Origin of the sequence: Kitasatospora sp. NPDC058478 (assembly GCF_042720345.1) — a bacterium.
Taxonomy (GTDB): domain Bacteria; phylum Actinomycetota; class Actinomycetes; order Streptomycetales; family Streptomycetaceae; genus Kitasatospora.
The window spans coordinates 1-25,445 of record NZ_JBHXML010000046.1 but is presented as its reverse complement, the minus strand read 5'-3'; the positions used below and the strand labels follow the sequence as shown (position 1 = coordinate 25,445).

At 73.1% G+C, this 25,445-nt stretch carries 18 protein-coding genes and 1 pseudogene; 16 read left to right on the top strand and 3 right to left on the bottom strand.

Annotated features, from left to right (window positions below; genetic code table 11):
* Positions 1-132: 132 nt before the first annotated feature.
* A complete protein-coding gene (locus ACFWPT_RS24905) occupies positions 133-1,404 on the bottom strand; it encodes an MFS transporter (RefSeq protein ID WP_380484360.1) in 1,272 nt (423 codons plus the stop codon).
* Positions 1,401-2,606, bottom strand: a complete 1,206-nt coding sequence (locus ACFWPT_RS24900) for a cytochrome P450 (RefSeq protein WP_363372011.1) — start codon at positions 2,604-2,606, stop codon at positions 1,401-1,403. The genes ACFWPT_RS24905 and ACFWPT_RS24900 overlap by 4 nt, the downstream gene beginning before the upstream one ends.
* A 601-nt stretch (positions 2,607-3,207) precedes the next feature.
* Between ACFWPT_RS24900 and ACFWPT_RS24895 the strand changes: the two genes are divergently transcribed.
* Positions 3,208-3,867: a trimeric intracellular cation channel family protein gene (locus ACFWPT_RS24895; protein ID WP_063347738.1), complete on the top strand. Its 660-nt coding sequence runs from the start codon at positions 3,208-3,210 to the stop codon at positions 3,865-3,867.
* On the opposite strand, the gene ACFWPT_RS24890 is transcribed toward ACFWPT_RS24895, so the two are convergent.
* Entirely contained in the window at positions 3,773-4,561 is a 789-nt protein-coding gene (locus ACFWPT_RS24890; RefSeq protein WP_380484358.1) for an IclR family transcriptional regulator, read from the bottom strand. The genes ACFWPT_RS24895 and ACFWPT_RS24890 overlap by 95 nt on opposite strands.
* 258 nt (positions 4,562-4,819) lie before the next feature.
* Here ACFWPT_RS24890 and ACFWPT_RS24885 point away from each other — a divergent pair, with 258 nt between their 5' ends.
* The 15 genes and pseudogenes from ACFWPT_RS24885 to ACFWPT_RS24815 form a co-directional block, all read left to right on the top strand.
* The gene (locus tag ACFWPT_RS24885; protein WP_380377625.1) at positions 4,820-6,001 is read left to right on the top strand and encodes a cysteine desulfurase family protein; all 1,182 of its coding nucleotides are present in this window, start codon (positions 4,820-4,822) and stop codon (positions 5,999-6,001) included.
* Between the two features lie 51 nt (positions 6,002-6,052).
* Positions 6,053-7,189, top strand: coding sequence for a tRNA 2-thiouridine(34) synthase MnmA (gene mnmA / locus ACFWPT_RS24880; protein ID WP_063347735.1), 1,137 nt, complete (start codon positions 6,053-6,055; stop codon positions 7,187-7,189).
* 47 nt (positions 7,190-7,236) lie between these two features.
* A complete protein-coding gene (locus tag ACFWPT_RS24875; RefSeq protein ID WP_063347734.1) occupies positions 7,237-7,761 on the top strand; it encodes a TIGR00730 family Rossman fold protein in 525 nt (174 codons plus the stop codon).
* Between the two features lie 13 nt (positions 7,762-7,774).
* Positions 7,775-8,464, top strand: coding sequence for an SDR family oxidoreductase (locus ACFWPT_RS24870; protein ID WP_380377630.1), 690 nt, complete (start codon positions 7,775-7,777; stop codon positions 8,462-8,464).
* Between the two features lie 35 nt (positions 8,465-8,499).
* Entirely contained in the window at positions 8,500-9,510 is a 1,011-nt protein-coding gene (locus ACFWPT_RS24865; RefSeq protein ID WP_380484355.1) for a methionine synthase, read from the top strand.
* Between the two features lie 22 nt (positions 9,511-9,532).
* Complete coding sequence (ligA, locus tag ACFWPT_RS24860) at positions 9,533-11,827, top strand: NAD-dependent DNA ligase LigA (protein ID WP_380484396.1); 2,295 nt, start codon at positions 9,533-9,535, stop codon at positions 11,825-11,827.
* 358 nt (positions 11,828-12,185) lie between these two features.
* Positions 12,186-13,673, top strand: a pseudogene (locus ACFWPT_RS24855) (putative bifunctional diguanylate cyclase/phosphodiesterase); the annotation flags it as partial.
* A 472-nt stretch (positions 13,674-14,145) separates the two neighbouring features.
* Positions 14,146-14,442 (top strand): Asp-tRNA(Asn)/Glu-tRNA(Gln) amidotransferase subunit GatC, encoded by a 297-nt coding sequence (gatC, locus tag ACFWPT_RS24850; protein ID WP_030057414.1) that lies wholly within the window; start codon positions 14,146-14,148, stop codon positions 14,440-14,442.
* A 5-nt stretch (positions 14,443-14,447) separates the two neighbouring features.
* A complete protein-coding gene (gene gatA, locus ACFWPT_RS24845; RefSeq protein ID WP_063347731.1) occupies positions 14,448-15,941 on the top strand; it encodes an Asp-tRNA(Asn)/Glu-tRNA(Gln) amidotransferase subunit GatA in 1,494 nt (497 codons plus the stop codon).
* A complete protein-coding gene (locus ACFWPT_RS24840; RefSeq protein WP_350884604.1) occupies positions 15,938-16,213 on the top strand; it encodes a hypothetical protein in 276 nt (91 codons plus the stop codon). Before gatA ends, ACFWPT_RS24840 begins: the two co-directional genes overlap by 4 nt.
* Before the next feature lie 77 nt (positions 16,214-16,290).
* Positions 16,291-17,802, top strand: a complete 1,512-nt coding sequence (gene gatB / locus ACFWPT_RS24835; protein WP_380484353.1) for an Asp-tRNA(Asn)/Glu-tRNA(Gln) amidotransferase subunit GatB — start codon at positions 16,291-16,293, stop codon at positions 17,800-17,802.
* A gap of 257 nt (positions 17,803-18,059) precedes the next feature.
* Positions 18,060-18,218 (top strand): hypothetical protein, encoded by a 159-nt coding sequence (locus ACFWPT_RS24830; protein WP_159398431.1) that lies wholly within the window; start codon positions 18,060-18,062, stop codon positions 18,216-18,218.
* Between the two features lie 134 nt (positions 18,219-18,352).
* A complete protein-coding gene (locus ACFWPT_RS24825) occupies positions 18,353-21,394 on the top strand; it encodes a helix-turn-helix transcriptional regulator (RefSeq protein WP_380344966.1) in 3,042 nt (1,013 codons plus the stop codon).
* Between the two features lie 533 nt (positions 21,395-21,927).
* Complete coding sequence (locus tag ACFWPT_RS24820; RefSeq protein WP_380484394.1) at positions 21,928-24,861, top strand: putative bifunctional diguanylate cyclase/phosphodiesterase; 2,934 nt, start codon at positions 21,928-21,930, stop codon at positions 24,859-24,861.
* A 333-nt stretch (positions 24,862-25,194) separates the two neighbouring features.
* Positions 25,195-25,445 (top strand): thiamine pyrophosphate-binding protein (locus ACFWPT_RS24815; RefSeq protein WP_380484350.1); only part of this gene is annotated, 251 nt, incomplete at its 3' end.

The following is a 25,445-nucleotide window of genomic DNA, read 5'->3' as shown; positions in this document are numbered from 1 at the left end:
ACGCGCTGGTACTGGCCGGCGCCGCGTTCCTCACAGCGAAGCGATGCGCCGCACCGAACGGCCTCTCGGTCGTTCGGTGCGGCGCATCGTGGTGTCAGGGCTTACAACCCGGTTGGGGTGGCCCTGTGCTGATCATGAGTCAGAGGCAGGGCCCTTGCCGGCGGGCAGCCGGGTCGCCGTGGGCATCGCGAGCCCGGCCGCGAGGAAGACGGCCGCCAGTGCCACCCACCCGTACTGACCGGCCCCGACGACCGCGACCAGGGCGACGGGCGCGGCCACGTTGGCGGCTCCACGGCCGATGGCCAGGACGCCCTGGTACTGGCCGGTGGCGTGCTCGGGCGCGAGCTGGAAGCTGAGCCCCCATTCGCCGGAGACCTGGTACATCTCGCCCCACGTGTGGGCGATCATCCCCAGGCCGAGGACGGCGGTCGCGACCAGGGTGTTCCCCCAGCCGGCGGCGCCGTACAGCAGGCAGGCGCAGCCGAGGAAGAACCCGCCGAGGCGGGAGATCCGCCCCCACAGCCCCGGGGTGGTGTCGTTGCCCTTGGAGCTCACCTGGACCTGGAAGACCACCACCAGGATCGTGTTCAGGACGATCAGGGCGCTGAACAGCCAGGCGGGCGCCTTGGTGTGGGTGACCAGCCACAGCGGAATGGCGATCTCCATGAGGGCGCCGTTCAGCGACAGCACGGCGTTCAGCCCGGTGAACCGCAGGTACCGGAGGTCCTTGAGCGCTGCCCCCAGCGGCTGCTTCTCGCTGTGCGCGGGAGGCGGATGCCGCACGGGCATCCGGTTCAGCACGAGGGCCGACCCCGCGTAGGCCAGCGCCGCGACGACCACCATCGCCTCGTACGCGGCCCGGGTGTCCAGGTACAGGGCCAGGCCGGCGGCTCCCGCACCGAGTGAGATCCCGATGTTGCTCACGACCTGCTGGTGTGCGCGTGCGGTCACCCGCTCCTCGGCCGAGGCGATCAGGGAGACCAGGGCGGGCAGGACCGTGCGGCAGCCCCGCTGCACGACGCCCACCGCGCATGCCGTGACGGCGAACGGCCAGAAGGAGCCGACGACCAGGTAGCACAGCACCGCCGGCCCCGCGGCGACGGTGAGGACGAGCAGGACCCGCCGCGGCCCGATGCGGTCGGAGAGGTGTCCGATCGGCAGGGCCGCCAGCAGGCCGGCCAGGCTGGCAACCGTGAGCCCGATGCCCACGTCCACCATCCGCAGACCCACCACCCGGGTGAAGAACAGCACGCTGACGGTGGCGAACAGCCCGTCCCCGAGGGTGGTCAGGAACGTGGACAGCGTCAGTCCGCGCACCGGCCCGGCCGGCGGGACCGCCCTGGCGAGCGCCAGCCGGGCAGCGCTCGTCCGGGTCGGGCGAGCCGTCGTATCCGTTTTCGTCACGTGGCGGCAGCCGCCTGGAAGGTGACCGGCAGCGTCGCCAGGTAGCGCATGGTCGCGGTGCGCTGGCGCAGCGGCTCCCCGGCCATCCGCAGGCGTGTGGGGCGCCGCAGAATGGCCTTGATCAGCGCCTGCAGCGTGACCTGGGTGAACAGGTTCCCGACGCAGGTGTGCGGGCCCCGGCCGAATGCCATGTGCTGATTCGGTGTCCGGTCCAGAATGATTTCGTCGGGGCTGGTGAATTTTTCGGGATCGCGGTTTGCGGCGCCGAAAAGCACCACGACGACGTCTCCACGCTTGAGCTGGACGGATCCGATGGTGACGGGCTCGGTGACGATGCGGCTGGTCCCCTGAACCGAGGCGTCATAGCGCATGAGTTCGTCGAAACCACTCGACAGCAGTGCCGGGTCGCGCATCGCCTCGAATTTGTCGGGGTTCTCCAGCAGGGCCAGCATGGCATTTCCGGCACCGGCGACGATCGAGCTGTAGCCGGACTGGAAGACGACCCGCACCGTGTTCCGGACAAAGGCGTCGGCGACATCCACCTCGGCGCGGTTGCCGGCGACATGGGCCAGCAGTCCGGGGCGCGGATTGGCCGTGAACCAGGACTCGACCATTTCGCTCAGTCGGCCGCGCGCCTCGATGCCGAGTTTCCTGAGTTCCGCACCGGTCTCGATTCCGTCCCCGGCGGTCTCGGGCGCCAATCCGGCGTCCATGCTCCGCACGATGGCATCCGATATCGCGGCGAAGGTCCTGACGTCCGGCTGCTCGATGCCCATGAGCTCCGAGATGGTCGCCAGGGCGAGCGGTTCGACGACCTCCGACATGAGGTCGAACTCCGCCCTGCCCTCCAGTCCGTCGAGCAGCGACCCGACGAGAGCCTCGCCCTGCTCGCCGACGGCCTCCAGGTCCTGGGCGCGCAGGGCGTTCATGAAGAGGCTGCGGAGCGGGCCGTGGTCCGGCGGGTCGAGGGTCTGCAGGCTCAGCCACGGTTCGGAGACCGACTCGCCGGCCCGCCGCCAGTCCGTCGCGAACACCGCGGGGTCCTGCAGGACCATCTGGCAGTCGCGGTACCGGGTCAGCACCCAGCTCTGCATCTTCTCGTGCCAGTGCACGGGCTCCGACGCGCGCAGCTCCGCGTAGACCGCATAGGGATCGGCGAGAGTCGAGCTGTCGAGGGGGTCATAGCGGACCGGGAGTTTCATGGACAATTCCTAGGATTCTTGAACGGCCTATGAGGCCCATGTTCTCGCTGGGCCAAGAGCGTGCGCCGGACCCGGACGTATCCGGGTCCGGCGCCAATTCTCGCCGACGATACCGGGCTCTGCCGCGGTTCGGGCAATATAATTAGTCGTTGTAACGCATGGAAATTCACCTACCCGAGCTGAATCGCCCGGCCATTGGCGCGGACTGTCGACGTTCGGACATCGGGGATGCCGGTGCAATCGGCATCAGGGATTTCAGTCGTTGTAGCGCACGGGAGTCTCCTCTCCGGTTGTTCATGTTCGAAGCCCTGGTGCTTCTCTCGATGGAAATGAAACTACCACCGCCATTCGGCTCCGTCCATGAGTTAATTCCGGGATCAATTTCCCAAACCAGCCAACCCGGGCAAAGCGTGCATCGAATTCGGGAGGGAAATGCGAATTGTATTCCCCATACCGTACGACCTGCATTATTTCGCGAATATGTCGAAATTTGGTGTTCACGTCAACTCTGCGCAGAGTGTCCGGACCGGTGGTGGTTGTCGCCCGGGCCCGCGGCCGTACGCGGAGGGGGGGAGGGGTCCGTACGGGTCATAGTTGTTCGGTGACCTCGCAGATCTTCCCCTCCGACGTGCAGCAGTCGCTGGACCTCGTCGGCATCTTCGTCTTCGCCCTCTCCGGAGGGCTGCTCGCCGTCCGCAAGAACATGGACATCTTCGGCATCGCGGTGCTGGCCGAGGTCACCGCGCTCGGCGGCGGTGTGATCCGGGACCTGGTGATCGGGGCGACGCCCGTCGCGGCGTTCAGCAACCTCGGGTACTTCATCACCCCGCTGGTCGCCGCGCTGGTGGTGTTCTTCCTGCACCCCGAGGTCGAGCGGATCAACCGGGCGGTGCAGACCCTGGACGCCCTCGGCCTCGGCCTGTTCTGCGTCACCGGCACCGCCAAGGCGCACGACTACGGGCTCGGCGCGGTGTCGGCCGTCGCCCTCGGCATGGTCACCGCGGCCGGCGGCGGGGTGATCCGCGACGTGCTGGCCGGCGAGATCCCCTCGCTGCTGCGCTGGGACCGGGAGATCTACGCCGTCCCGGCCCTGGTCGGCGCCGCCCTGGTGGCGGTGCTGATCGGCGTCGACCGGCTGACCGGCGCCACCGGCACCGCCGCCGCGCTCACCGCCTTCGGGCTGCGGATGCTCGCGCTGAAGTACGGCTGGCGCGCCCCGCGGGCCTGGCGCCGCAACGGTTCTCGCACCAGCGAGGAGTAGGCGAGCCGCCGTACGCGAGCGAGATCGCCTCCGCCGTGCAGAGCAGTTCCGGCACCATCCGGGCGAGTTCGGCCGGCGGCACCTGGCTCGCCGGGGCGCTCAGCGCGCAGGCCGCGACCGTCCGGCCGCCGCTGCCCGCCACCGGCGCGGCCACGCACGTCACCGGCTCCCGGTGCTCGGCCGACTCCACCGCCCAGCCCCGCAGCCGCACCGCCGCCAGTTCGGCCGGCAACTCCTCGTCGGGGGTGCCGTCCTCGGGCAGCCCGGCCAGCAGCACCCGGCCGATCGCCGTCCCGCCGGCCGGCGCCCGCCGACCGATCCGGGACGCCCGGGCGGTGCCCGGCCCGGCCCAGCTGCCGGCCACCTCGTCCAGGTACAGCACCTCGCCGTCCTGGAGCACGGCCAGCTGGACGGTGTAGCCGCAGCGCGCGTTGAGCGCCGCCAGGTGCGGCGCGGCGACCTGCCGGACGTCGATCTCCTCCAGCGCCCGGTGGGCCAGGGAGAGCACCCGGCCGCCGAGGCGGTAGCGCAGATCGGGCTGGCGCTGCGCGAAGCCGTGCTCCTCCAGGGTGCGCAGCAGCCGCAGCGCGGTGGACTTGTGCACCCCGATGCTGGTCGCGGCCTGCTCCAGGGTGACCGGCCCGTCGCCGAGCGACCCGAGCAGGGTCAGGGCGCGGTCGACCGACTGCGACATGGCGCACCGCTCCTGTCCACGCCGATGGGAAGTGAGAGTGGGACGTGATCCCGGGCCGTGCCCGCGGGCCGGGCCGGGGCCCGTCCGCGGGAAGCGTCCGTCAGGCTAACCGCTCGGCCGCGCGACGGGTCAAACGGGTGCCGGACACCGGTGTTCGGTGGGCGCGCGCTCCGGGTAACGTCCGGGAGTCGTCCGGTGGCCGGATCGGTGCGCACACCGGGACGGGGCCCGGGGAGCGCCCTCTACAATCGGATGGTTATGCCATACCTGGACCATGCGGCGACCACGCCGATGCTGCCCGAGGCGATCGCCGCGATGTCGGCGCACCTGGGGGTGGTCGGCAACGCCTCGTCCCTGCACGCGGCCGGCCGCCGGGCCCGCCGGGTGGTCGAGGAGGCCCGCGAGTCGCTGGCCGACTCGCTGGGCGCCCGCCCGAGCGAGATCGTGCTCACCGGCGGGGGCACCGAGTCCGACAACCTCGCCGTCAAGGGCCTGTACTGGGCCCGCCGGGGCGCCGACCCGGCCCGCACCCGGGTGCTGTGCAGCCCGGTCGAGCACCACGCGGTGCTGGACGCGGTGCACTGGCTCTCCGAGCACGAGGGCGCCGACGTCGAGTACCTGCCGGTCGACCCGCTCGGCCGGGTGCACCCGCAGGCGCTGCGCGAGGCGATCGAGCGGGACCCGTACTCGGTCGCGCTGGTCACCGTGATGTGGGCCAACAACGAGGTCGGCACCGTCCAGCCGGTGCGCGAACTCGCCGCCGTCGCGGCCGAGTACGGCATCCCGATGCACGCCGACGCGGTGCAGGCGCTCGGGCAGGTCCCGGTCTCCTTCGCCGAGTCGGGGCTCACCGCGCTCACCGTCACCGGGCACAAGATCGGCGGCCCGTTCGGCATCGGCGCGCTGCTGCTCTCGCGCGGCGCCGCGCCCGTCCCGCTGCTGCACGGCGGCGGCCAGGAGCGCGACGTCCGCTCCGGCACCCTGGACGCGCCCGCCGCCGCCGGCTTCGCCACCGCCGCGGCCCTCGCGGTCGAGCGCCAGCCGGAGCACGCGGTCGTGCTCGGCGCGCTGCGCGACGAGCTGATCGCCGCCGTGCTGGCCGCCGTCCCCGCCGCGGTGCTCAACGGCGACCCGGCCGCCGAGGGGCGGCTGCCCGCCAACGCGCACTTCTCCTTCCCCGGCTGCGAGGGCGACGCGCTGCTGATGCTGCTCGACGCCCAGGGCATCGAGTGCTCCACCGGCTCGGCCTGCTCGGCCGGGGTGCCGCAGCCCAGCCACGTGCTGCTCGCGATGGGCGTCGACCCGGCGCTGGCCCGGGCCTCGCTGCGGTTCTCGCTCGGGCACACCTCGGTGCGCGAGGACGTGACGGCGCTGGTCGCGGCCATCGCCCCGGCCGTCCAGCGGGCCCGCAACGCGGGTCTGGCGGCGGTGCGGCGGTAGTTCCTCCGGGCGGTCGGGCATGTACGGCGGCCCCGTACTCTTGTAGTCACCATGACTGACTTCCCGGGTGCCCCGACCGCTCCGTCCACCGGCCGTCTGCGCGTGCTCGCGGCGATGTCCGGCGGCGTCGACTCCGCCGTCGCCGCCGCCCGCGCCGCCGAGGCGGGGCACGAGGTGACGGGCGTCCACCTGGCGCTGTCCGCCAACCCGCAGTCCTTCCGCACCGGGGCCCGCGGCTGCTGCACCATCGAGGACTCCCGGGACGCGTGGCGCGCGGCCGACGTGATCGGCATCCCGTTCTACGTCTGGGACCTCGCCGAGCGCTTCCGCGAGGACGTCATCGACGACTTCGTCGCCGAGTACGCGGCCGGCCGCACCCCCAATCCCTGCCTGCGCTGCAACGAGAAGATCAAGTTCGCCGCGCTGCTCGACAAGGCGATCGCGCTCGGCTTCGACGCGGTCTGCACCGGCCACTACGCCCGGATCGTCGACCTGCCGTCCGGGGAGCGCCAGCTGCACCGCGCCGTCGACGCCGCCAAGGACCAGTCCTACGTGCTCGGTGTGCTGGACGCGGACCAGCTCGCCCACTCCCTCTTCCCGCTCGGCGACACCACCAAGGACGCCATCCGCGAGGAGGCCGAGCGCCGCGGCCTGGCCGTCGCCAAGAAGCCGGACAGCCACGACATCTGCTTCATCGCCGACGGCGACACCCAGGGCTTCCTGGCCAAGCACCTCGGCACCGCCACCGGCGACATCCTCGACGCCGACGGCACCAAGCTCGGCGAGCACGACGGCGCGTACGGCTTCACCATCGGCCAGCGCAAGGGCCTGCGGATCGGCCGGCCCGCCGCGGACGGCAAGCCCCGCTACGTCCTCGACATCTCGCCGGTCGACAACACCGTGACCGTCGGCCCGCTGGAGGGCCTGGACGTCACCGGGCTCACCGCGATCCGGCCGCGCTGGTGCGGCACCGAGCCGCTCGCCGACGGCCGGTACACCGCCCAACTGCGCGCCCACGGCGAGGAGGTGCCGGTGAGCGCGTCGGTCGTGGACGGCGAGCTGCGGGTGCAGTTGGACACCCCCGTCCGCGGCATCGCCCCCGGCCAGGCCGTCGTCCTGTACGACGGCACCCGCGTCGTCGGCTCCGCCACCATCGCCGCCACCGAGCGCCCGGCCGTCCGCGCCTGAAACCGGGGTGAGCGAGGCCCGGCCCGCGTGATAGACCAGGTAGCACTATGAATATCTGCGTCTTCTGCTCCGCGTACTCGCTCGACGACCGCTACTCCGCTCCCGCCGCCGAGTTCGCGCGGCTCCTCGGCGAGGGCGGGCACACCCTGGTGTGGGGCGGCTCGAACGCCGGGCTGATGGGGCTGCTGGCCGATGAGGTGAAGGCGGCGGGCGGCAGGCTGGTCGGGGTGCTCGTCGAGATGCTGAGGCACAAGGGGTACGTCGGCGCCGACGAGTTGGTGATGACCGAGGACCTCGCCGAGCGGAAGGCGGAGCTGGCCGCCCGGGCCGACGCGATCGTCGTGCTGGTCGGTGGGCTGGGCACCCTCGACGAGGTGACCGAGGTGCTGGAGCTCAAGAAGCACGGCATGTTCGACAAGCCGGTGATCGTCCTGGACACCGAGGGCTTCTACGCGGGCCTGCGCACGCAGATGGAGCGGATGGACACCGAGGGCTTCCTGCCGCGCCCGCTCGCCGAGCTGATCAGCTTCGCCGACACCCCGGCTCAGGTGTTTGAGCAGCTCAAGGCCTGATTAGATCAGCACCATGGCTGCACATCTGATCACCGGCGCCGGCTCCGGCATCGGCGCCGTCCTGGCCGAGCGTCTCGCCGAGCGCGGCGACGACCTCTGGCTGTTCGCCCGCGACGTCCGCCGCGCCGCCGAACTGCGCGAGCGCTTCCCCGGGGCGCAGACCCTGGTCGGCGACCTCGGCGACCCGGCCAAGCTCTCCTGGGCCCTCGGCCACCAGGCGCTGCCCGTCGAGCTCGACTCCCTCCTGCACGTCGCGGGCATGGTGGAGCTGGGTGCGGTCGGCGAGCTGCCGGTCAAGGCCTGGCAGAGCACCCTGGCCGTCAACCTGGTCGCCCCCGCCGAGCTGACCCGGCTCCTGCTGCCCTCGCTGCGCCTGGTCAAGGGGCACGTGGTGTTCGTCAACTCCGGTGCGGGCCTGAGCGCCTCCGCCGAGTGGTCGGCCTACGCGGCGAGCAAGCACGGCCTCAAGGCGCTCGCCGACGCGCTGCGCCAGGAGGAGCACGCGAACGGCGTCCGGGTCACCTCGGTCTACCCGGGCCGCACCGCCACCGCGATGCAGGCCAAGGTGCACCAGCAGGAGGGCAAGGCCTACGACGAGGACCGCTTCATCGCCCCGGAGTCGGTGGTGAAGGCGATCCTCGCCGCCCTGGACGCCTCCCGCGACGCGGAGCTCACCGACATCACCGTCCGCCCCGGGCGCTGACCTCGCCGGGGCGGCGGCGCACTAGGCTCGGGCGGGTGAGCACCGGAGACACCTTCCCCGACCTGCGCGGCGCCGCCACCGGCGTCGGTTCGCTGCCCGGCACCGACGCGCGGGAGGCCGCCAGGACCTCCACCGGCGCGCTGGAGCAGCTGCCGTTCCTGCCCGAACTCCCCGCCCGGGGGCCGGGCGCCGACATGATCGGCCGCGGCGCCGGCCTGCTGGTCGAGCTGTTCGCACAGACCGAACCGTCCGGCTGGCGGTTCGCCGACCGCCCCGGCCGGGACACCCGGCGCGCGCACTCCTGGCTGGGCGAGGACCTGGACGCGCTGGAGGAGTTCACCCAGGGCTACCAGGGCGCGCTCAAGCTCCAGGCCGTGGGCCCGTGGACGCTGGCGGCGAGCATCGAGCTGAGGCACGGCGAGAAGGCGCTCTCCGACCACGGCGCCTGCCGGGACATCGCCGGCTCGCTCACCGAGGGCCTGCGCCGCCACCTGGCGGACGTCCGCCGGCGGGTGCCCGGCGCGCAGCTGGTCCTCCAGCTCGACGAGCCCTCGCTGCCCGCCGTGCTGGCCGGTTCGGTGAAGACCGCCAGCGGCTTCCAGCGGCTGCGCTCGGTGGACCGGCAGGTCGCCGAGGAGGTGCTGCGCGAGACGATCCGCGGCCTGGACGTGCCGGTCGTGGTGCACTGCTGCGCCCCGCAGGTCCCGATCCCGCTGCTGCGCCGGGCCGGGGTGGCCGGGGTCTCCCTCGACTTCTCCCTCCTCACCGAGCGGGAGGACGACGACCTCGGCGAGGCGGTCGAGGCGGGCACGGCGATCCTCGCTGGTGTCGTGCCCTCCACTGACCAGGAGGTGTCCGACCCGGCCGGTAGTGTCCAGGGTGTCAGGACCTTGTGGCGCAGGCTCGGGTTCGCCCCGGAGCTGCTGGGCCGCCGCGTGCTGGTGACGCCGACCTGCGGGCTGGCCGGGGCGTCCCCGGCGTACGCGCGCAAGGCGCTGTCGCTTGCGGCGCGGGCGGCGCAGAGCCTGGTGGACAACCCGGAATGAGAACGTAGGAGGGCTTGCGGTGGTGGCTGTCGAGGGCTGGGAGGACGTCCCTGCGGAGGTGCGCAGGCGGCATGCCGAGCTGGTCGTGGAGATCACCGAGCACCGCGCCCGGTACTACGTGCAGGACGCCCCGGTCGTCAGCGACGCCGAGTTCGACGTCCTGATGCGCGAGCTGGAGGCGGTCGAGGCCGCGCACCCGGCCCTGGTGACGCCGGACTCGCCGACGCAGGAGGTCGGCGGCGACGTCGCGGAGGGCTTCACCAAGGTCGAGCACCGCGAGCGGCTGCTCAGCCTCGACAACGCCATGGACGACGAGGAGCTGGCGGCCTGGGCGGACCGGGTCGCCCGCGAGCTGGACGGCATCGACTACCACTACCTGTGCGAGCTCAAGGTGGACGGCCTGGCCGTCAACCTCACCTACGAGCGCGGCCAGTTGGTCCTGGCCGCGACCCGGGGCACCGGCCGGGTCGGCGAGGACATCACCGCCAACGTCCGCACCATCAAGGAGATCCCGCAGCAGCTCACCGGCGACGACCTGCCCGAGCTGGTCGAGATCCGCGGCGAGGTCTACCTGCCCACCGAGGCCTTCGAGGAACTGAACGCCTCGCTGGCGGCGGAGAACGAGCGCCGCCGGGCGGAGAACGAGGAGCGCGCCAAGGAGGGCAGGCGTCCGCAGGCGCTGCTCCACCTGTTCGCCAACCCGCGCAACGCCGCCGCCGGTTCGCTGCGCCAGAAGGACCCGCTGGTCACCGCGTCCCGTCCGCTGCACATGGTGGTGCACGGCATCGGCGCCCGGGTCGGCTTCGACATCGACTGCCAGTCGCACGCCTACGACCTGCTGCGCGCGTGGGGCCTGCCGACGGCCCGGCACAACAAGGTGGTCGGGACGCTCGACGAGGTGCGGGCGTTCATCGGGCACTTCGGCGAGCAGCGGCACTCGGTCGAGCACGAGATCGACGGCGTCGTGGTCAAGGTGGACGAGATCGCCCTGCAAGGGCGGCTCGGTTCCACCTCCAAGTCGCCGCGCTGGGCGATCGCCTGGAAGTACCCGCCGGAGGAGGTCACCGGCAGGCTGGCCGCGATCAAGGTCGGCATCGGCCGCACCGGCCGGGCCACCCCGTACGCGGTGCTGGCCGAGCCGGTGAAGGTGGCCGGCTCGATGGTGCAGTACGCGACGCTGCACAACCAGCAGGTCGTCAAGGCCAAGGGCGTGCTGCTCGGCGACACCATCGTGCTGCGCAAGGCCGGCGACGTCATCCCGGAGATCCTCGGCCCGGTGGAGAGCCTGCGGGACGGCACCGAGCAGGAGTTCGTGATGCCCTCGCACTGCCACGAGTGCGGGGCCGAGCTGCGCCCGATGTCCGAGGGGGACATCGATCTGCGCTGCCCCAACGCGCAGTTCTGCCCGGCGCAGATCCGCGAGCGGATCGCCTTCCTGGGCGGCCGTTCCTCGCTGGACATCGAGGGCCTGGGCTATGTCGCGGCGACCGCGCTGACCCAGCCGCTGGAGCCGGCCGAGGCGCCGGTGCGGGACGAGGGCGACATCTTCGGCCTGACGATGGAGCAGTTGCTGCCGATCGAGGTGCTGGTCCGCGACCAGAAGACGGGCATGCCCAAGCTGGACGACCGCACCGGCAAGGAGAAGAAGGCCACCTTCTTCGCGAACCAGAAGGGCGAGCCCAAGAAGACGGCGGGCGTGCTGCTGGAGAATCTGGAGAGGGTGAAGGAACGTCCGCTGTGGCGGTTCCTCAACGGCCTCTCGATCCGGCACGTCGGGCCGGTCGCGGCGCAGGAGCTGGCGCGGGAGTTCCGGGACCTCGACCGGATCTTCTCGGCCACCGAGGAGGACCTGGCCGCCGTCGAGGGGGTCGGGCCGATCATCGCCCGTTCCGTCGTCGAGTGGTACCAGGAGGAGTGGCACCGGGGGATCCTGGAGAAGTGGCGCGCGGCCGGCATCCGCTTCACCGAGGAGCCCGCCGACGAGGAGGAGGCGGAGCGCCCGCTGGAGGGCCTGACCGTCGTGGTCACCGGCACCCTGGCCGGGCACACCCGGGACGGGGCCAAGGAGGCGCTGACCTCGCGCGGCGCGAAGGTGACCGGTTCGGTATCGAAGAAGACAGATTTTGTCGTGGCCGGTGACAACCCGGGGTCCAAGTACGACAAGGCCGTTCAGCTCGGGCTGCCGGTCCTGGACGACGCCGGCTTCGCCGTGCTGCTCGCCGACGGAGCGACCGCGGCCCGCGCCCACCTCGGCCTGCCCGAGGTCGGGAAGGCCCCCGCCGAGGCCGCCCCGGAGGCCGACCCGAGCGGAGCGTGACCGAACCCGTCTTGTTATCGTCCTGATGCAACGTCACCGGGTGTCGCACCGTGAAAGCGGGCATTGTGTCACTGTGCGACACCCGGGCGCGGTGGCGCGTTTCCGGTTGTCCGAAAGTCTGCCCACCGGGTGGACCCCGGCATACCCTGGAGCGCAACAGAGTGTCAGCAGGGGTGGGGGCACCGGCTGAGCCGGTGCTCCGCGGGGTCGCTCCATGCCCGGCAGCTGTCGGTACCGGCACGGTGCCTCACCGTAAGGCGGCCTGACGGGGCGGGCCCGACGGAGGACAGGGCTTATGGATCGTACGACCGGCGGTGCGCCCACACGCCCGCCGCAGGGGGTGGCAGGTGCGGTCCTGCTGCTCGGCGTGCTGCTGGCCGGTGCCGCGCCGCTCATCCCGCTGGCCGTCCTGGTCTACCGGTACGAGCCCGAACTGCTGCCGCTGTTCGCGGTGCCGCTGGCGGTGCTGGTCGCCGCCTGGCGGATCGCCCGCGACCGCGCCCGTGACCAGCTGACCGACCCGCTGACGGATCTGCCCAACCGTCAGGCCCTGTTGATGGCTGCCCAGGAGGCGATCGCGGAGCGTGCGGAAGGTTACAGCGTCGGTCTCATCCTGCTCGATCTCGATCGTTTCCGATCGCTCAACGACACCCTCGGTCACACCGCCGGCGACCGGCTGCTGGTGCACATCGCCCGTCGGCTGCACCGCGCGCTGCGCTCCGGAGGCCCGGCCGGCAGCGCCACCCGGGAGTCCATCGACGACGTCTTCGCCGGCCTGCCCCGGAACTACCGGCGCGGCCGCCCGATGGTGGCCCGGATGGGCGGCGACGAGTTCGCCGTGCTGCTGCCCGGCATCAACTGCCCGGACAGCCTGGAGCGGGTCGCCAAGGCGCTGATCGCCGAACTCGCCGCGCCGATCCGGCTGGACGGGCTGCTGCTCGTGCTGGAGGCCAGCGCCGGCGTCTGCGTCTACCCGCAGCACGCCCAGGACGCCGAGGCGCTGCTGCGCCGCGCCGACGTGGCGATGGGCCACGCCCAGCGCGGTTGCAGCGGCGTCGCGCAGTACGACGAGACCCAGGACGCCGACACGCCGTACCGGATAGGGCTGCTCGGCGACCTGCGGCGGGCCCTGGAGACCGGCGAGGTGCAGCTGCACTACCAGCCCAAGGTGGCCTTCGACGGCCGGGTGGTCGGCCTGGAGGCGCTGCTGCGCTGGGAGCGCCCCGGCCAGGGCCGGGTCTCGCCGGACGAGTTCGTCGGGCTCGCCGAGTCCAGCGGCCTGATGCCCCGGCTCACCGACTACGTGCTGGAGGCCGCCGTCGGGCAGCTCGCCTACTGGCGGGAGCAGGGCCTCCAGGTGCAGGTCGCGGTCAACGTCTCCCCGCGCGACGTGCTCAACCCCGGCTTCGCCCAGCGCGTCGCCGGCCACCTCGTCCGCCACCAGGTGCCGGCCCACGCGCTCCAGCTGGAGATCACCGAACGGCTGCTGCTGGACGACTCCCGCCGGGCCGCCGACACCCTCGCCGAACTGCGCGGCTACGGCGTCGGGATGTCCCTGGACGACTTCGGCACCGGCCACTCCTCGCTGGTGCGGCTGCGCAGCCTGCCGGTCGGCGAGCTGAAGATCGACCGCTCCTTCGTCTCCCGGATGGTCATCGACGACCACGACGCGGCGGTGGTGCGCTGCTCGGTGGAGCTCGCCCACTCGCTGGGCCTGACCGTGGTCGCCGAGGGCGTCGAGGACGACGAGACCTGGGAGCGGCTGCACTGCATGGGCGTGGACGCCGTCCAGGGCTGGCTGGTGTCGGCCGCGCTGCCGGCCGAGCAGGCCACCGCCTGGCTGCGGGTGCACCGTACCGGCGCCCCGCCGGTGGAGCGGCTGGTCCCCCCGCCGGGCCGGCTGCCGTCGGCGCTCCACGCGGTGCAGGGGGGCCAGGGCCTGCCGGTCCAGCCGGTGCTGCCGCCGGCCGTCCAGCCGGTGGTCCAGCAGGCCATCGCGCCGGTGCTGCCCCCCGTGCTGCCCCCGACGCTCCCGCAGGCCGTGCAGGCCGTGCAGACGGTCCAGGCCGCGCCCGCACCCCAGCCCGTGTCGGCCGCGCAGATCGAGATCAAGGCGCCGGGCACGCAGAGTTGGGCCCGCACCAGGCCGCAGTGACGGGCGCACACGCTTACTCGTTGGCCGGTGGCCGGGCCGGGCCCCATAGGATGGGGTCCAAAGACCACGAGGACGGAGCACCGGACCGGTTGCTCCTGCCCGGGCCCGGCACCGCCTGCGCGCGGCGCCGGGCCTCACCAGAACTCACCCTGAGGATCGCTGCATGCCTGGCATCACGCGCGAGGAGGTCGCCCACCTCGCCCGGCTGTCGCGTCTTGAGCTGAAGCCCGAAGAGCTGGACCACTTCGCCGAGCAGCTCGACGTGATCATCGGCGCGGTCGCCCGCGTTTCCGAGGTCGCCGGACAGGACGTCCCGCCGACCTCCCACCCGCTCCCGCTGACCAACGTGATGCGCGCGGACGAGGTGCGGCCGTCGCTCACCCCGGAGCAGGCGCTGTCCGGCGCCCCCGCCGCCGAGGAGCAGCGTTTCCGCGTGCCCCAGATCCTCGGGGAGGACTGACCGAGATGACCGAGTTGATCAAGTACACCGCCGCTGAGACGGCTTCCGCCATCGCCAAGGGCGAGGTGTCCGCCGTCGAGGTGGCGCAGGCGCACCTGGACCGCATCGGCGCCGTCGACAAGAAGGTCAACGCCTTCCTGCACGTCGACACCGAGGGCGCGCTGAACGCCGCCAAGGCCGTCGACGAGAAGCGCGCCAAGGGCGAGGAGCTGGGCCCGCTGGCCGGCGTCCCGCTCGCGCTGAAGGACGTCTTCACCACCAAGGGCGTGCCGACCACCTGCGGCTCCAAGATCCTCGAAGGCTGGATCCCGCCGTACGACGCCACGCTGACCACCCGTCTCAAGGACGCCGGCGTGGTCATCCTCGGCAAGACCAACATGGACGAGTTCGCGATGGGCTCCTCCACCGAGAACTCCGCCTACGGCACGACCGGCAACCCGTGGGACCTCTCCCGCATCCCCGGCGGCTCCGGCGGTGGCTCGGCCGCCGCGCTGGCCGCCTTCGAGGCCCCGCTGGCGATCGGCACCGACACCGGCGGCTCGATCCGCCAGCCCGGCGCCGTCACCGGCACCGTCGGCGTCAAGCCGACCTACGGCTCGGTCTCCCGCTACGGCCTGGTCGCCTTCTCGTCCTCGCTGGACCAGGGCGGCCCGTGCGCCCGCACCGTGCTGGACGCGGCCCTGCTGCACGAGGCCATCGCCGGGTACGACCCGCTGGACTCCACCTCGATCGACGCGCCCGTCCCGGCCGTGGTCGAGGCCGCCAAGCTGCGCGACGTGCGCGGCATGCGGATCGGCGTGGTCAAGGAGTTCGCCGGCGAGGGCTACCAGGCCGGCGTGATGGAGCGCTTCAACGAGTCGGTGGAGCTGCTGCGCGAGCTGGGCGCCGAGGTCGTCGAGGTCTCCTGCCCGTCCTTCACCCTGGCGCTGCCGGCGTACTACCTGATCGCGCCCAGCGAGGCCTCGTCCAACCTGGCCCGCTTCGACGCGATGCGCTACGGCCTGCGGGTCGGCGACGACGGCTCCCGCTCGGCCGAGGACGTCACCGCCCTGACCCGCGAGGCCGGCTTCGGCCCCGAGGTCAAGCGCCGCATCATCCTCGGCACCTACGCCCTCTCCTCGGGCTACTACGACGCCTACTACGGCTCGGCCCAGAAGGTCCGCACGCTCATCTCGCGCGACTTCGACGCCGCCTTCGCGGGCGTGGACGTGCTGGTCTCGCCGACCACGCCGACCACCGCCTTCCCGATCGGCGAGCGCGCCGACGACCCGATGGCGATGTACCTGGCCGACCTCTGCACGATTCCGTCGAACCTCGCGGGCAACGCGGCCATGTCGCTGCCCTGCGGTCTGGCCCCGGAGGACAATCTCCCGGTCGGCCTGCAGATCATCGCACCCGCGATGGCGGACGACCGCCTGTACCGGGTGGGCGGCGCCGTCGAGGCCGCACTCAACGACAAGTGGGGGCACACCCTGCTGGAGGAGGCACCGGCACTGTGAGCAAGATCGAGAAGGCCAAGGCCCCGTCGTCCCTCAAGGCCCCGTCGTCCCTGAAGGGTTTCAAGCACAGCAAGCCGGGCCTCTGGCTGTCCATCGGCACCAGCGCCTTCGGCGCGGTCTCGGTCGTCAAGGACGTCCGCAAGGCCCGCGAGGAGAGCGACACCCTCAAGCTGGTCAACGCCCTGGTCGGCGCCGCCGCGCTGATCACCGGTACCGCCCTGCTGGTGCGCGAGCTGCGCCAGCTCGGCTCCGACGACGTCCTGCTGGGCTGAGCTGAGCGCCCCGGCCCGGCCCCGCGCGAGCGGCGGCCGGGCCCGTACCTCCCAAGTCTTTTAGTGAAGGGGACGCTGTGAGCGTCATGAACCTGGTCTCCTACGAGGACGCTCTCGCGTCGTACGACCCGGTGATGGGCCTTGAGGTCCACGTCGAGCTGGGCACCAAGACCAAGATGTTCTGCGGTTGCTCGACCGAGCTGGGTGCCGAGCCGAACAGCCAGACCTGCCCGACCTGCCTGGGCCTGCCCGGCTCGCTGCCGGTGGTCAACGCGATCGGCGTGGAGTCGGCCGTCAAGATCGGCCTGGCGCTGAACTGCGAGATCGCCGAGTGGTGCCGGTTCGCGCGGAAGAACTACTTCTACCCGGACATGCCCAAGAACTTCCAGACCTCGCAGTACGACGAGCCGATCGCCTTCAACGGCTACCTCGACGTGCAGCTGGAGGACGGCTCGACCTTCCGCGTGGAGATCGAGCGCGCCCACATGGAGGAGGACACCGGCAAGTCCAGCCACGTCGGTGGCGCGACCGGCCGCATCCACGGCGCCACCCACTCGCTGCTCGACTACAACCGGGCCGGCATCCCGCTGATCGAGATCGTCACCAAGCCGATCACCGGCGCCGGCGAGCGCGCCCCCGAGGTCGCCAAGGCGTACGTCGCCGAGCTGCGCGAGCTGATCAAGGCGCTGGGCGTCTCCGAGGCGCGGATGGACAAGGGCCAGATGCGCTGCGACGTCAACCTGTCGCTGCGCCCCAACGGCACCGAGACCTTCGGCACCCGTTCGGAGACCAAGAACGTCAACTCGCTGCGCAGCGTGGAGCGGGCCGCCCGGTTCGAGATCCAGCGGCACGCCACCGTGCTGACCGACGGCGGCACGATCATCCAGGAGACCCGGCACTTCCACGAGGAGGACGGCAGCACCACCTCGGGCCGGATCAAGGACAACGCCGAGGACTACCGCTACTTCCCCGAGCCGGACCTGGTGCCGATCGCCCCCGCCCGCGCCTGGGTCGAGGAGCTGCGCGCAGGCCTGCCCGAGCTGCCGCGGGTACGCCGGGCCCGGCTGCAGGCCGAGTGGGGCCTGTCCGACAAGGACATGCAGTCGGTGCTGAACGCCGGCGCCGTCGAGCCGATCCAGGAGACCATCGCCGCCGGCGCCCCGGCCGACCAGGCCCGCAAGTGGTGGATGGGCGAGCTGGCCCGCCGGGCCAACGAGACCGGCACCGAGCTGAGCGAGCAGCCGATCACCCCGGCGCAGGTCGCCCGGGTCACCGCGCTGGTCGCCGAGGGCAAGCTGAACGACAAGCTGGCCCGCCAGGTCATCGAGGCCGTGCTGGCCGGCGAGGGCGAGCCGGACGAGGTCGTCGAGAAGCGCGGCCTGGCCGTCGTCTCGGACGACTCCGCGCTCGGTGCGGCCGTCGACCAGGCCATCGCCGAGAACGAGGCGATCGCCGCCAAGATCCGCGACGGCAAGGTCGCCGCGGTCGGCGCGCTGGTCGGTGCGGTCATGAAGGCCACCCGCGGCCAGGCCGACGCGGCCCGCGTCAAGGACCTGATCCTGGAGCGGCTCGCCGTCGAGGGGCAGTAGGCGCAGCCCGGGGAAGCTGGGCGTCTCCGCCTGAGCTTCCTAAGGCGCCTAAGGCATCTAAGGCCACCTAAGTAAGGCCTAAGGCCCGGTCTCACCTCTAAATCGAGGTAAGACCGGGCCTTTGTCGTTCCCGGGGCCCCGATCTAAGGCACCTGGGGCCCGGAAGATCGGTAGGGCTTCCGATGCGGCACCCCCCGCTGGGAGAGGAAAGTCTTACTCGACAGCGAAACGCAGTGAAACCCACAGGGGGAACCGAAGTGATCGAGTACGAGCTCATCCAGCAGCACGCCCACGAGCTGGCCGTCCGCGCCGAGCACGAGCGCCTGGTCCGGGAGGCCAAGGAGGGGCGCCGCCTGCGGCAGCGTCCGGTGGCCGCCCGCTTCCAGCGGCGCCCCGCGCGCCAGCGCGAATGCTGACGGACCGGCACCACGACGGTGCCGAGGGAGTTTCGGAGGGGGAGGCGCAGCAGGGGAGCGCCTCCCCCTCCGGGCGTTCGCCAGGGGAGATAACCCCTCGGCCCGCCACCTCCGGCTATGGCATGCTCGCCTCCATGCAGCAGATATCGGTGAGTCCCGTCTTCGTCGGCCGCGGCAGCGAGATCACCGAACTGACCGACGCGCTGCGCCGGGCCGGCTCCGGCAGCCCGCAGGCCGTGCTGATCGGCGGCGAGGCGGGCGTCGGCAAGACCCGGCTGCTGGAGGAGTTCCTGGAGCGGGCCGCCGCCGGGGGAGCGGTCACCACGCTCGGCGGCTGCCTGGAGATCGGCGCCGAGGGCCTGCCGTACGCCCCGCTGGCCGCCGCGCTGCGCCGGCTGCACCGCTCGCTGGGCGCCGAGCTGGAGGCCGCGGCGGTCGGCAGCGAGGGGCACCTGGCCCGGCTGCTGCCCGAGTTCGGCGAGGCCGACGGCGAACCCAACGACGAGTACGGCCGGGCCCGGCTGTTCGAGCACACCGCGAGGCTGTTCGAGCGGCTCGGCGCGGAGCGTACCCTCGTGTTCGCCGTCGAGGACCTGCACTGGTCCGACCGCTCCACCCGCGAACTGCTCGCCTTCCTGGTCCGCACCCTGCACCGGTCCCGGGTGCTGCTGGTCGCCACCTACCGCTCCGACGACCTGCACCGCCGCCACCCGCTGCGCCCCTTCCTGGCCGAGCTCGAACGGCTGCGCACCGTCCAGCGGCTGGAGCTGGAACGGTTCGGCCGCGGCGAGGTCGCCGCCCAGCTGGCCGGCATCCTCGGCACCGCCGACCCCGACCGGAAGCTGGTGGACCGCATCCACCGCCGCTCCGAGGGGAACCCGTTCTTCGTCGAGGAGCTGGCCACCGCCTTCGAGGACGGCTGCGGCGCAGGGCTCACCGACTCGCTGCGCGACATCCTGCTGGTCCGGGTGGAGAGCCTGGTCGAGGAGGCCCAGCGGGTGGTGCGGATCGCCGCCGAGGGCGGCTCGCACGTCGAGCACGCCCTGCTGGCGGCCGTCCTGGACGACGACGAGGAGGCGCTGATCGAGGCGCTGCGGGCGGCCGTCGGCGCCAACATCCTGCGCCCGGACGGCGAGGGCGAGGGCTACCGCTTCCGGCACGCGCTGGTCCGCGAGGCGGTCTCGGACGACCTGCTGCCCGGTGAACGGCACCGGATCAACCGCAAGTTCGCACTCGCGGTGGAGGCGCAGCCGCAGCTGGTCTCCTGCGACGCCCTGCCCGCCCGGCTGGCCAACTACTGGTACCACGCGCACGACCCGGCCCGCGCCCTGCCGACCGCCCTGGACGCCGCCCGGGCGGCCCGCCGCCGCAACGCCTTCGCCGAGCAACTGGGCATGCTGGAACGGGCCCTGGAACTGTGGGACATGGTCTCCGAGGAGGTGCTGGCGCACACCCTGCGCCCGTACGACTGGGCCGAGACCTACCCGCCGGGCTCCTGCGACCACAGCACCGCCGACGGGGACTGCGACCGGATCCAGCTGGTCGACGTGCTGGCCGAGGCGGTGGTCGCGGCCCGGCGCTGCGGCGACCGCGAGCGCGGCCTGAGCCTCGCCAGGCGGGGGCTGCGGCTGGTCGACGAGGCCGTGCACCCGGTGCGCGCGGCCTGGTTCCGGATCAACCGGGCCCGGATGCTGGGCAATCTGCGCCGCTCCGGCGACGACGAGGAGATCCTGCACGCGCACCGGCTGGTCGACCACCTGCCGCCGTCCGCCGTCCAGGCCGAGGTGTTCGCGCTCGGCGCCGGGGTGGCGATGCTCAAGAAGCCCGGCCCCGAGCACATCGAGCTGGCCGAGCGGGCGATCCGGATCGCCCAGGAGGTCGGCGCGCACTCCGTCGAGGTGCACGCCCGGATGACGCTCGGCGGCCTGCGCTACGACGTGCACGGCGACGCCGACGGCGGGCTGGCCGAACTGGCCGGGGCGGTCGAGGCGGCCCGCCGGCTGGGCGTGCCCGACCTGCTGCTGCGCGGCGTCAACAACCTGGCCAGCATGCAGCGCGGGGTGGGCCGGGCCGAGGAGGCGGTGGTGCTGGCCCGCGAGGGCCTGGTCTACGCGGACGGCAACGGCCTGCTGCGCAACATCGGCACCATCCTGACCGGCAACCTGGCCGAGGCGCTGACCGACCTGGGGCGGATCCGGGAGGCCGCCGAGGTGCTCGACGCCTGCGAGCTGACCAGCCTGACCGGCACCCACGCCGAGTTCCTGGACCGGATGCGCGGCGACCTCGCGCTGCTGCGCGGGGACCTGGCCGGCGCGGCGACCATGCTGGCGCAGGCCCGGTCGGCCAACCGGGTCGGCCAGCTCCAGCACAGCGTGCCGATCAGCCGGCTGGCGGTGCGGATCGCCGCGCTCGCCGGTCGGCCGCTGGAGGCCCGGGAGGAACTGCTCACCGCGCTGGCGGAGGAGGGGCGGCTCGGCCACGAGTCCGACGTGTACCCGCTGCTGGTCGAGGCCGCCACGGTGGAGGCGGACAGCCGGGGCCTGCCGGAGGCCGCGGCGGGCCGGGCCGAGGCACTGGCCGCGATCGCCGCGCGGGCGGCCCGGCTGCGGCCGCGGGCGCCGATGCACCACGGCTGGGCCCGGCTGCTGGAGGGCGAACTGGCCCGCGCCGAGGCCGCCGACACCCCGGAGCAGTGGGCCGCCGTGGTCGCCGCGCTGCGGCCGACCGGGCTGCCGTACCCGCTGGCGGTCGCCCTGCTGCGGGCCGGCGAGGCCGAGGTGCTGGCCGGGCGGCGCGAGGCCGGGGCCGAACTGCTGCGCGAGGCGCGGGAACTGGCCACCGTCCGGGGCGACCGTCCGCTGCTGGCGGAGGTCGCGGGCCTGGCCGAGCGGGCCGGGCTGACGCTGACCCCGGTGGCGGCCGCGCGCCCGGCTGCCGGGCCGGCCGCGACCCCGCCCGCCGGGGAGTCCTTCGGCCTCACCCCCCGTGAGCGGGACGTGCTCCGGTTGCTGGCGCGCGGCTGGAGCAACCGGCAGATCGCGGAGGAGCTGTACATCTCTCCGAAGACCGCGAGCGTGCACGTTTCCAACATCCTGGGCAAGCTCGCGGTCACCGGCCGGGGTGAGGCGGCAGCGCTGGCGCACCGGCTGCGGCTGTTCCCGGACGATCCGGCGTAGGCCCTGTCCCCCCGGGCCTCCCGCTGACCCGAGCGCCCGGCGCCGGGCCTCCTGACCGTCTCCGGTCCGGGCGGCCCGGGGCCGGGCGCCGTCGCGTGCTCCCGTGCGCGCCGCGTGAGCCCCTGGTCGCGCGCCGCCGCCAACCGGGCCGATCCGCCGGAATCGGGTGCATTTCCCCACCCCCTCGCCATTACTCTAAGTTGAGTGCATGTGTCATTGAGTGACGGATTTGGTGTAGGGTCCCGATCGGGAACATCGGTGCGGTGTGGTGACCGGAAGGCCGCCCACCCCCTGGGCCTCCGTCCTGACGGGGCGCCAGGCCACCGCGTACGACCGAGAGGCGCGCGGCCGGTGGCCCGTGGCCGGGGCGCCAGGCCCCGGGCCGGAGGGGGAGAGGCCGAGTGAGCTCCACCGATACGGTGCTGCCCGGGGCCGGACGGCCGGGCGTGCCACCCGCCGACGCGTCCGAGCCCGACACGTCCGCGCCCGGCGCAGCCGCAGCCGGCCCGCCCGCCCCCGGCCGGCGCGGCCCGCTGAGCCGGCTCCGGGAGAGTCGGACGCTGCCCGGCCTCGTCCTCGGCGCGCTCTGCCTGGCCTATGCCCTGGGCGCCGCCACCGGCTGGGGATCCTTCCAACTCTCCATCTTCATGGGCGACTTCGGCCTGGCCGCGGCGGCGCTCGCGGCCGCGCTGTCCTGCCTGGTGTACGGCTGCACAGCCGGCGGGCGCGCCCGCCCGGCCTGGCTGCTGTTCGGCCTCTCCTCGCTCATGGTGGCCTGCGGCAACGGCACCTGGGGCTGGTACGAACTGGTCGCCCGCAGCCCGCTGCCGCAGGACTCGCTCGCCGAGTACGCCTTCCTGCTGTTCTCCCCGCTCGCCATCACCGGTGTCCTGGTGCTCGCCCAGCGCCCGCGCTCGGCCGCCGGCTGGCTCTGCCTGCTGCTCGACGGCTGGCTGATCGCCGGCTCGCTGTTCACCCTCAGCTGGAGCCTGGCGCTCGGCCGGATCGCCGCCGGCGAGGTCGGCTCGCCACTGCGGCTGGCCCTCAACCTGGCCTACCCGGTCCTGGACATCCTGCTGGTCAGCCTGGTCGTCGGGCTGCGCTTCGGCGGCCGGGACGGCAATCGGGCGGCCGTGCACACCGCGATGGTGGCGCTGGCCGTCACCGTCCTGTGCGACGCCCTGTTCACCTCCCCGGAGCTGCGCAGCAGCTACCGATCGGGCGAACTGCTGGACGCCGGATGGTTCTCCGGCAGCCTGCTGCTGGCCTGGGCGCCGTGGTCGCCGCGCTGGCGCCGCCCGCTGCGCGAGCACCCCTCGGCCGGAGGCCTGCCGCGCCGCCGGGTGGCCACCACCTTCAGCGCGCTCACCCCGTACGCGGCCGCCGCGGTGTGCACCGCCGGGATCCTCTACAACGCCCTCGGCGGGCGGGAATTGGACCGGGTGGTGGCCGCGGCGGCCTGCACCGTCGGCCTGGCGCTCATCCTGCGCCAGGGCGTGATGCTGCTCGACAACCTCTCGCTCGCCCAGGAACTCGCCCACAAGGAGGCGCACTTCCGCTCCCTGGTGCAGGGCTCCAGCGACGTCATCATGATCGCCGGCGCCAACGGTGTGCTCTCCTACGTCTCCCCGGCCGCACTCGGCGTCTACGGGCGGGACCCGGAGGAACTGGTCGGCGGCAACCTGCTGGACCTGGTCCACCCGGAGGACGTGGACCGGGTGCTCGCCGAGGTCCGCCGCTACCTGGCGAGGGTCCGGCTCACCGCCCACCGCTCCCCGGGCACCGCCGAGCCGTCCGCCCGGGTGGAGTGCCGGATCAGCTCCGGCGGCGGCGAGTGGCTGCACGTCGAGTCGACGGTCAGCCGGCACCGTGACGGCCTGATCCTCAACAGCCGGGACGTGACCGAACGCGTGATACTCCAGGCCCAGTTGCAGCACAACGCCTTCCACGACCCGCTCACCGACCTGCCCAACCGGGCGCTGTTCGCCCAGCGGCTGCGGGCCGCCCTCGGCGCCCGCGGCCAGCAGGGCGAGGGCGGCGCCGGGGTCGCGGTGCTCTTCCTCGACCTGGACGGCTTCAAGGCGGTCAACGACACGGCCGGCCACCAGGTGGGCGACGAACTGCTGGTGCAGGCGGCCCGCCGGCTCCAGGGGGCCGTCCGCTGCGGGGACACCGTCGCCCGGTTCGGCGGCGACGAGTTCGCCGCGCTGGTCTGCGGCCCGCTCGGCCGGCTCCAGGTCCAGGAGCTCGCCGAGCGGCTGCGGATCGCGCTCTCCGAGCCGTACTGGATCGGCGGCGCCGAACTCGGTGTCGCCGCCAGCATCGGCATCGCCTTCGGCACCCCCGAACGCGGCCCGGCCGCCGACCCGAGGGCGGCCACCGACGAGCTGATGCGCAACGCCGACCTCGCGATGTACCGGGCCAAGTCCGAGGGCAAGGGCCGGGTGGTGCTCTACAACCCCGCGATGCGGGCCGATCTGGAGCGCCGCACCGAACTGGAGGAGCGGCTGCGGGCCGCCGTCCGGGAGGGCGGCTTCACCCTGCTCCACCAGCCCGTGGTGGACCTCGGCAGCGGCGCGGTGACCGGCGTCGAGGCGCAGGCCCGCTGGCGTTCGGCGGGCGGCCTGCTGCTCACCCCGGCCGAGTTCCTGCGCTCGGCCGACCACGGCGACGCGGCCACCCGGTTCTCCCGCTGGCTGGTCCAGGAGGCGGTGACGGCCGCGGCCAACCGGCGCGGCCAGTCCGGCCGCAGCCGCAGCGGCCCCGCGCCCGTCCCGGTCGCCGTCCGGCTCTCCACCGAGCGGCTGTGCTCGCCCGGCCTGTACGAGACGGTGGCCGCGGCGCTGCGCGACAGCCGGCTGCCGGCCGGCGAGCTGGTGATCGAGGTGGCCCGGATGGGCCCGGACTCGCTCGCCGACGAACTCGGCCGCCGGCTGGCCGCGTTGCGCCGGCTCGGGGTCACCACCGTGCTGGCCGGCTACGGCGCCGGCAGCGGTTCGCTCGGCGAGCTGGCCCGGCTGCCCCTGGACGGCCTCAAGCTGGACCGCACGCTGGTGCAGGACCTCGGGGAGTCCGCGCTCAGCCGCACGCTCGCCGGGCACGCCCTGCGGCTCGGCCACGACCTCGGCCTGGTCACCGGCGCCGAGGGGGTGGACCTGCCCCGCCAGGTCGCCGCGCTCCAGGAGCTGGGCTGCCGGCAGGGCCAGGGTTCGGCCTTCGCGCCGCCGCTGGACGAGACCCGGCTGCGCCGGGCGCTGGTGCGCCGAGGCTACCCGCTGCCCAGACCGCTCGGCTCGGTCTCGGCCCGGCGCGCGTACCTGGCCGCGGAGGCCCGGACGGGTGGCCGCGGGGAGGGCGGCGGGGGGCGTGTCGTGCATCACCACGGTGCCCCCGACCTGCCCGAACGCCGCGCGGTGACCGGTCCAGGGCCAGGTCCGCATGGCGAGACGGTCATCCCACCTGCTTGACACGTGCCCCCGGACAGGAGGAGGGTCGTTGCCATGCGCACCCGAATTCTCGTACTTGGCGGGCGCGTCGGCTGAGCGGGTTCACACCCCCCGCTTGTGACAGACCGACGCGCCACCCCTCGCATGCCCTTGGCACGAGGGGTTTTTTGTTGCACTGACGCTGTTCCACCACCGCAAGACCCCTGGCCCCGACCGCCCGATCCGCCCCGATTCGCGGGGAGGAAGCGGGACGATTGAGGCAGAGCCGGCGATCGGCCCGAAACCGGGACCCCACCCTCGCACCACCGGGGCCCGAAACCACCGGGCCGGCACATTCCGAGAAGAGACAGGCAGATGACTGAGCACGCCGCATCCCCCCGCCGCGGGGACACCACGGCCGCCCACGCTCCCGCTCCCCAGCACGTCGTCGAAACCATGACCGGCGCCCAGTCGCTCATCCGCTCGCTGGAGGCCGTGGGCGCCGACACCGTCTTCGGCATCCCGGGCGGGGCCATCCTTCCCGCGTACGACCCGCTGATGGACTCGGCCAAGGTGCGCCACATCCTGGTCCGCCACGAGCAGGGCGCCGGCCACGCCGCCACCGG

Excerpts from the sequence above, each read along its gene's own strand:
- ACFWPT_RS24900 (WP_363372011.1), bottom strand. The coding sequence starts at position 2,606 with ATGAAACTCCCGGTCCGCTATGACCCCCTCGACAGCTCGACTCTCGCC.
- ACFWPT_RS24890 (WP_380484358.1), bottom strand. The coding sequence starts at position 4,561 with ATGTCGCAGTCGGTCGACCGCGCCCTGACCCTGCTCGGGTCGCTCGGC.
- ACFWPT_RS24885 (WP_380377625.1), top strand. The coding sequence starts at position 4,820 with ATGCCATACCTGGACCATGCGGCGACCACGCCGATGCTGCCCGAGGCG.
- mnmA (WP_063347735.1), top strand. The coding sequence starts at position 6,053 with ATGACTGACTTCCCGGGTGCCCCGACCGCTCCGTCCACCGGCCGTCTG.
- ACFWPT_RS24875 (WP_063347734.1), top strand. The coding sequence starts at position 7,237 with ATGAATATCTGCGTCTTCTGCTCCGCGTACTCGCTCGACGACCGCTAC.
- ACFWPT_RS24870 (WP_380377630.1), top strand. The coding sequence starts at position 7,775 with ATGGCTGCACATCTGATCACCGGCGCCGGCTCCGGCATCGGCGCCGTC.
- gatC (WP_030057414.1), top strand. The coding sequence starts at position 14,146 with ATGCCTGGCATCACGCGCGAGGAGGTCGCCCACCTCGCCCGGCTGTCG.
- gatA (WP_063347731.1), top strand. The coding sequence starts at position 14,448 with ATGACCGAGTTGATCAAGTACACCGCCGCTGAGACGGCTTCCGCCATC.
- ACFWPT_RS24825 (WP_380344966.1), top strand. The coding sequence starts at position 18,353 with ATGCAGCAGATATCGGTGAGTCCCGTCTTCGTCGGCCGCGGCAGCGAG.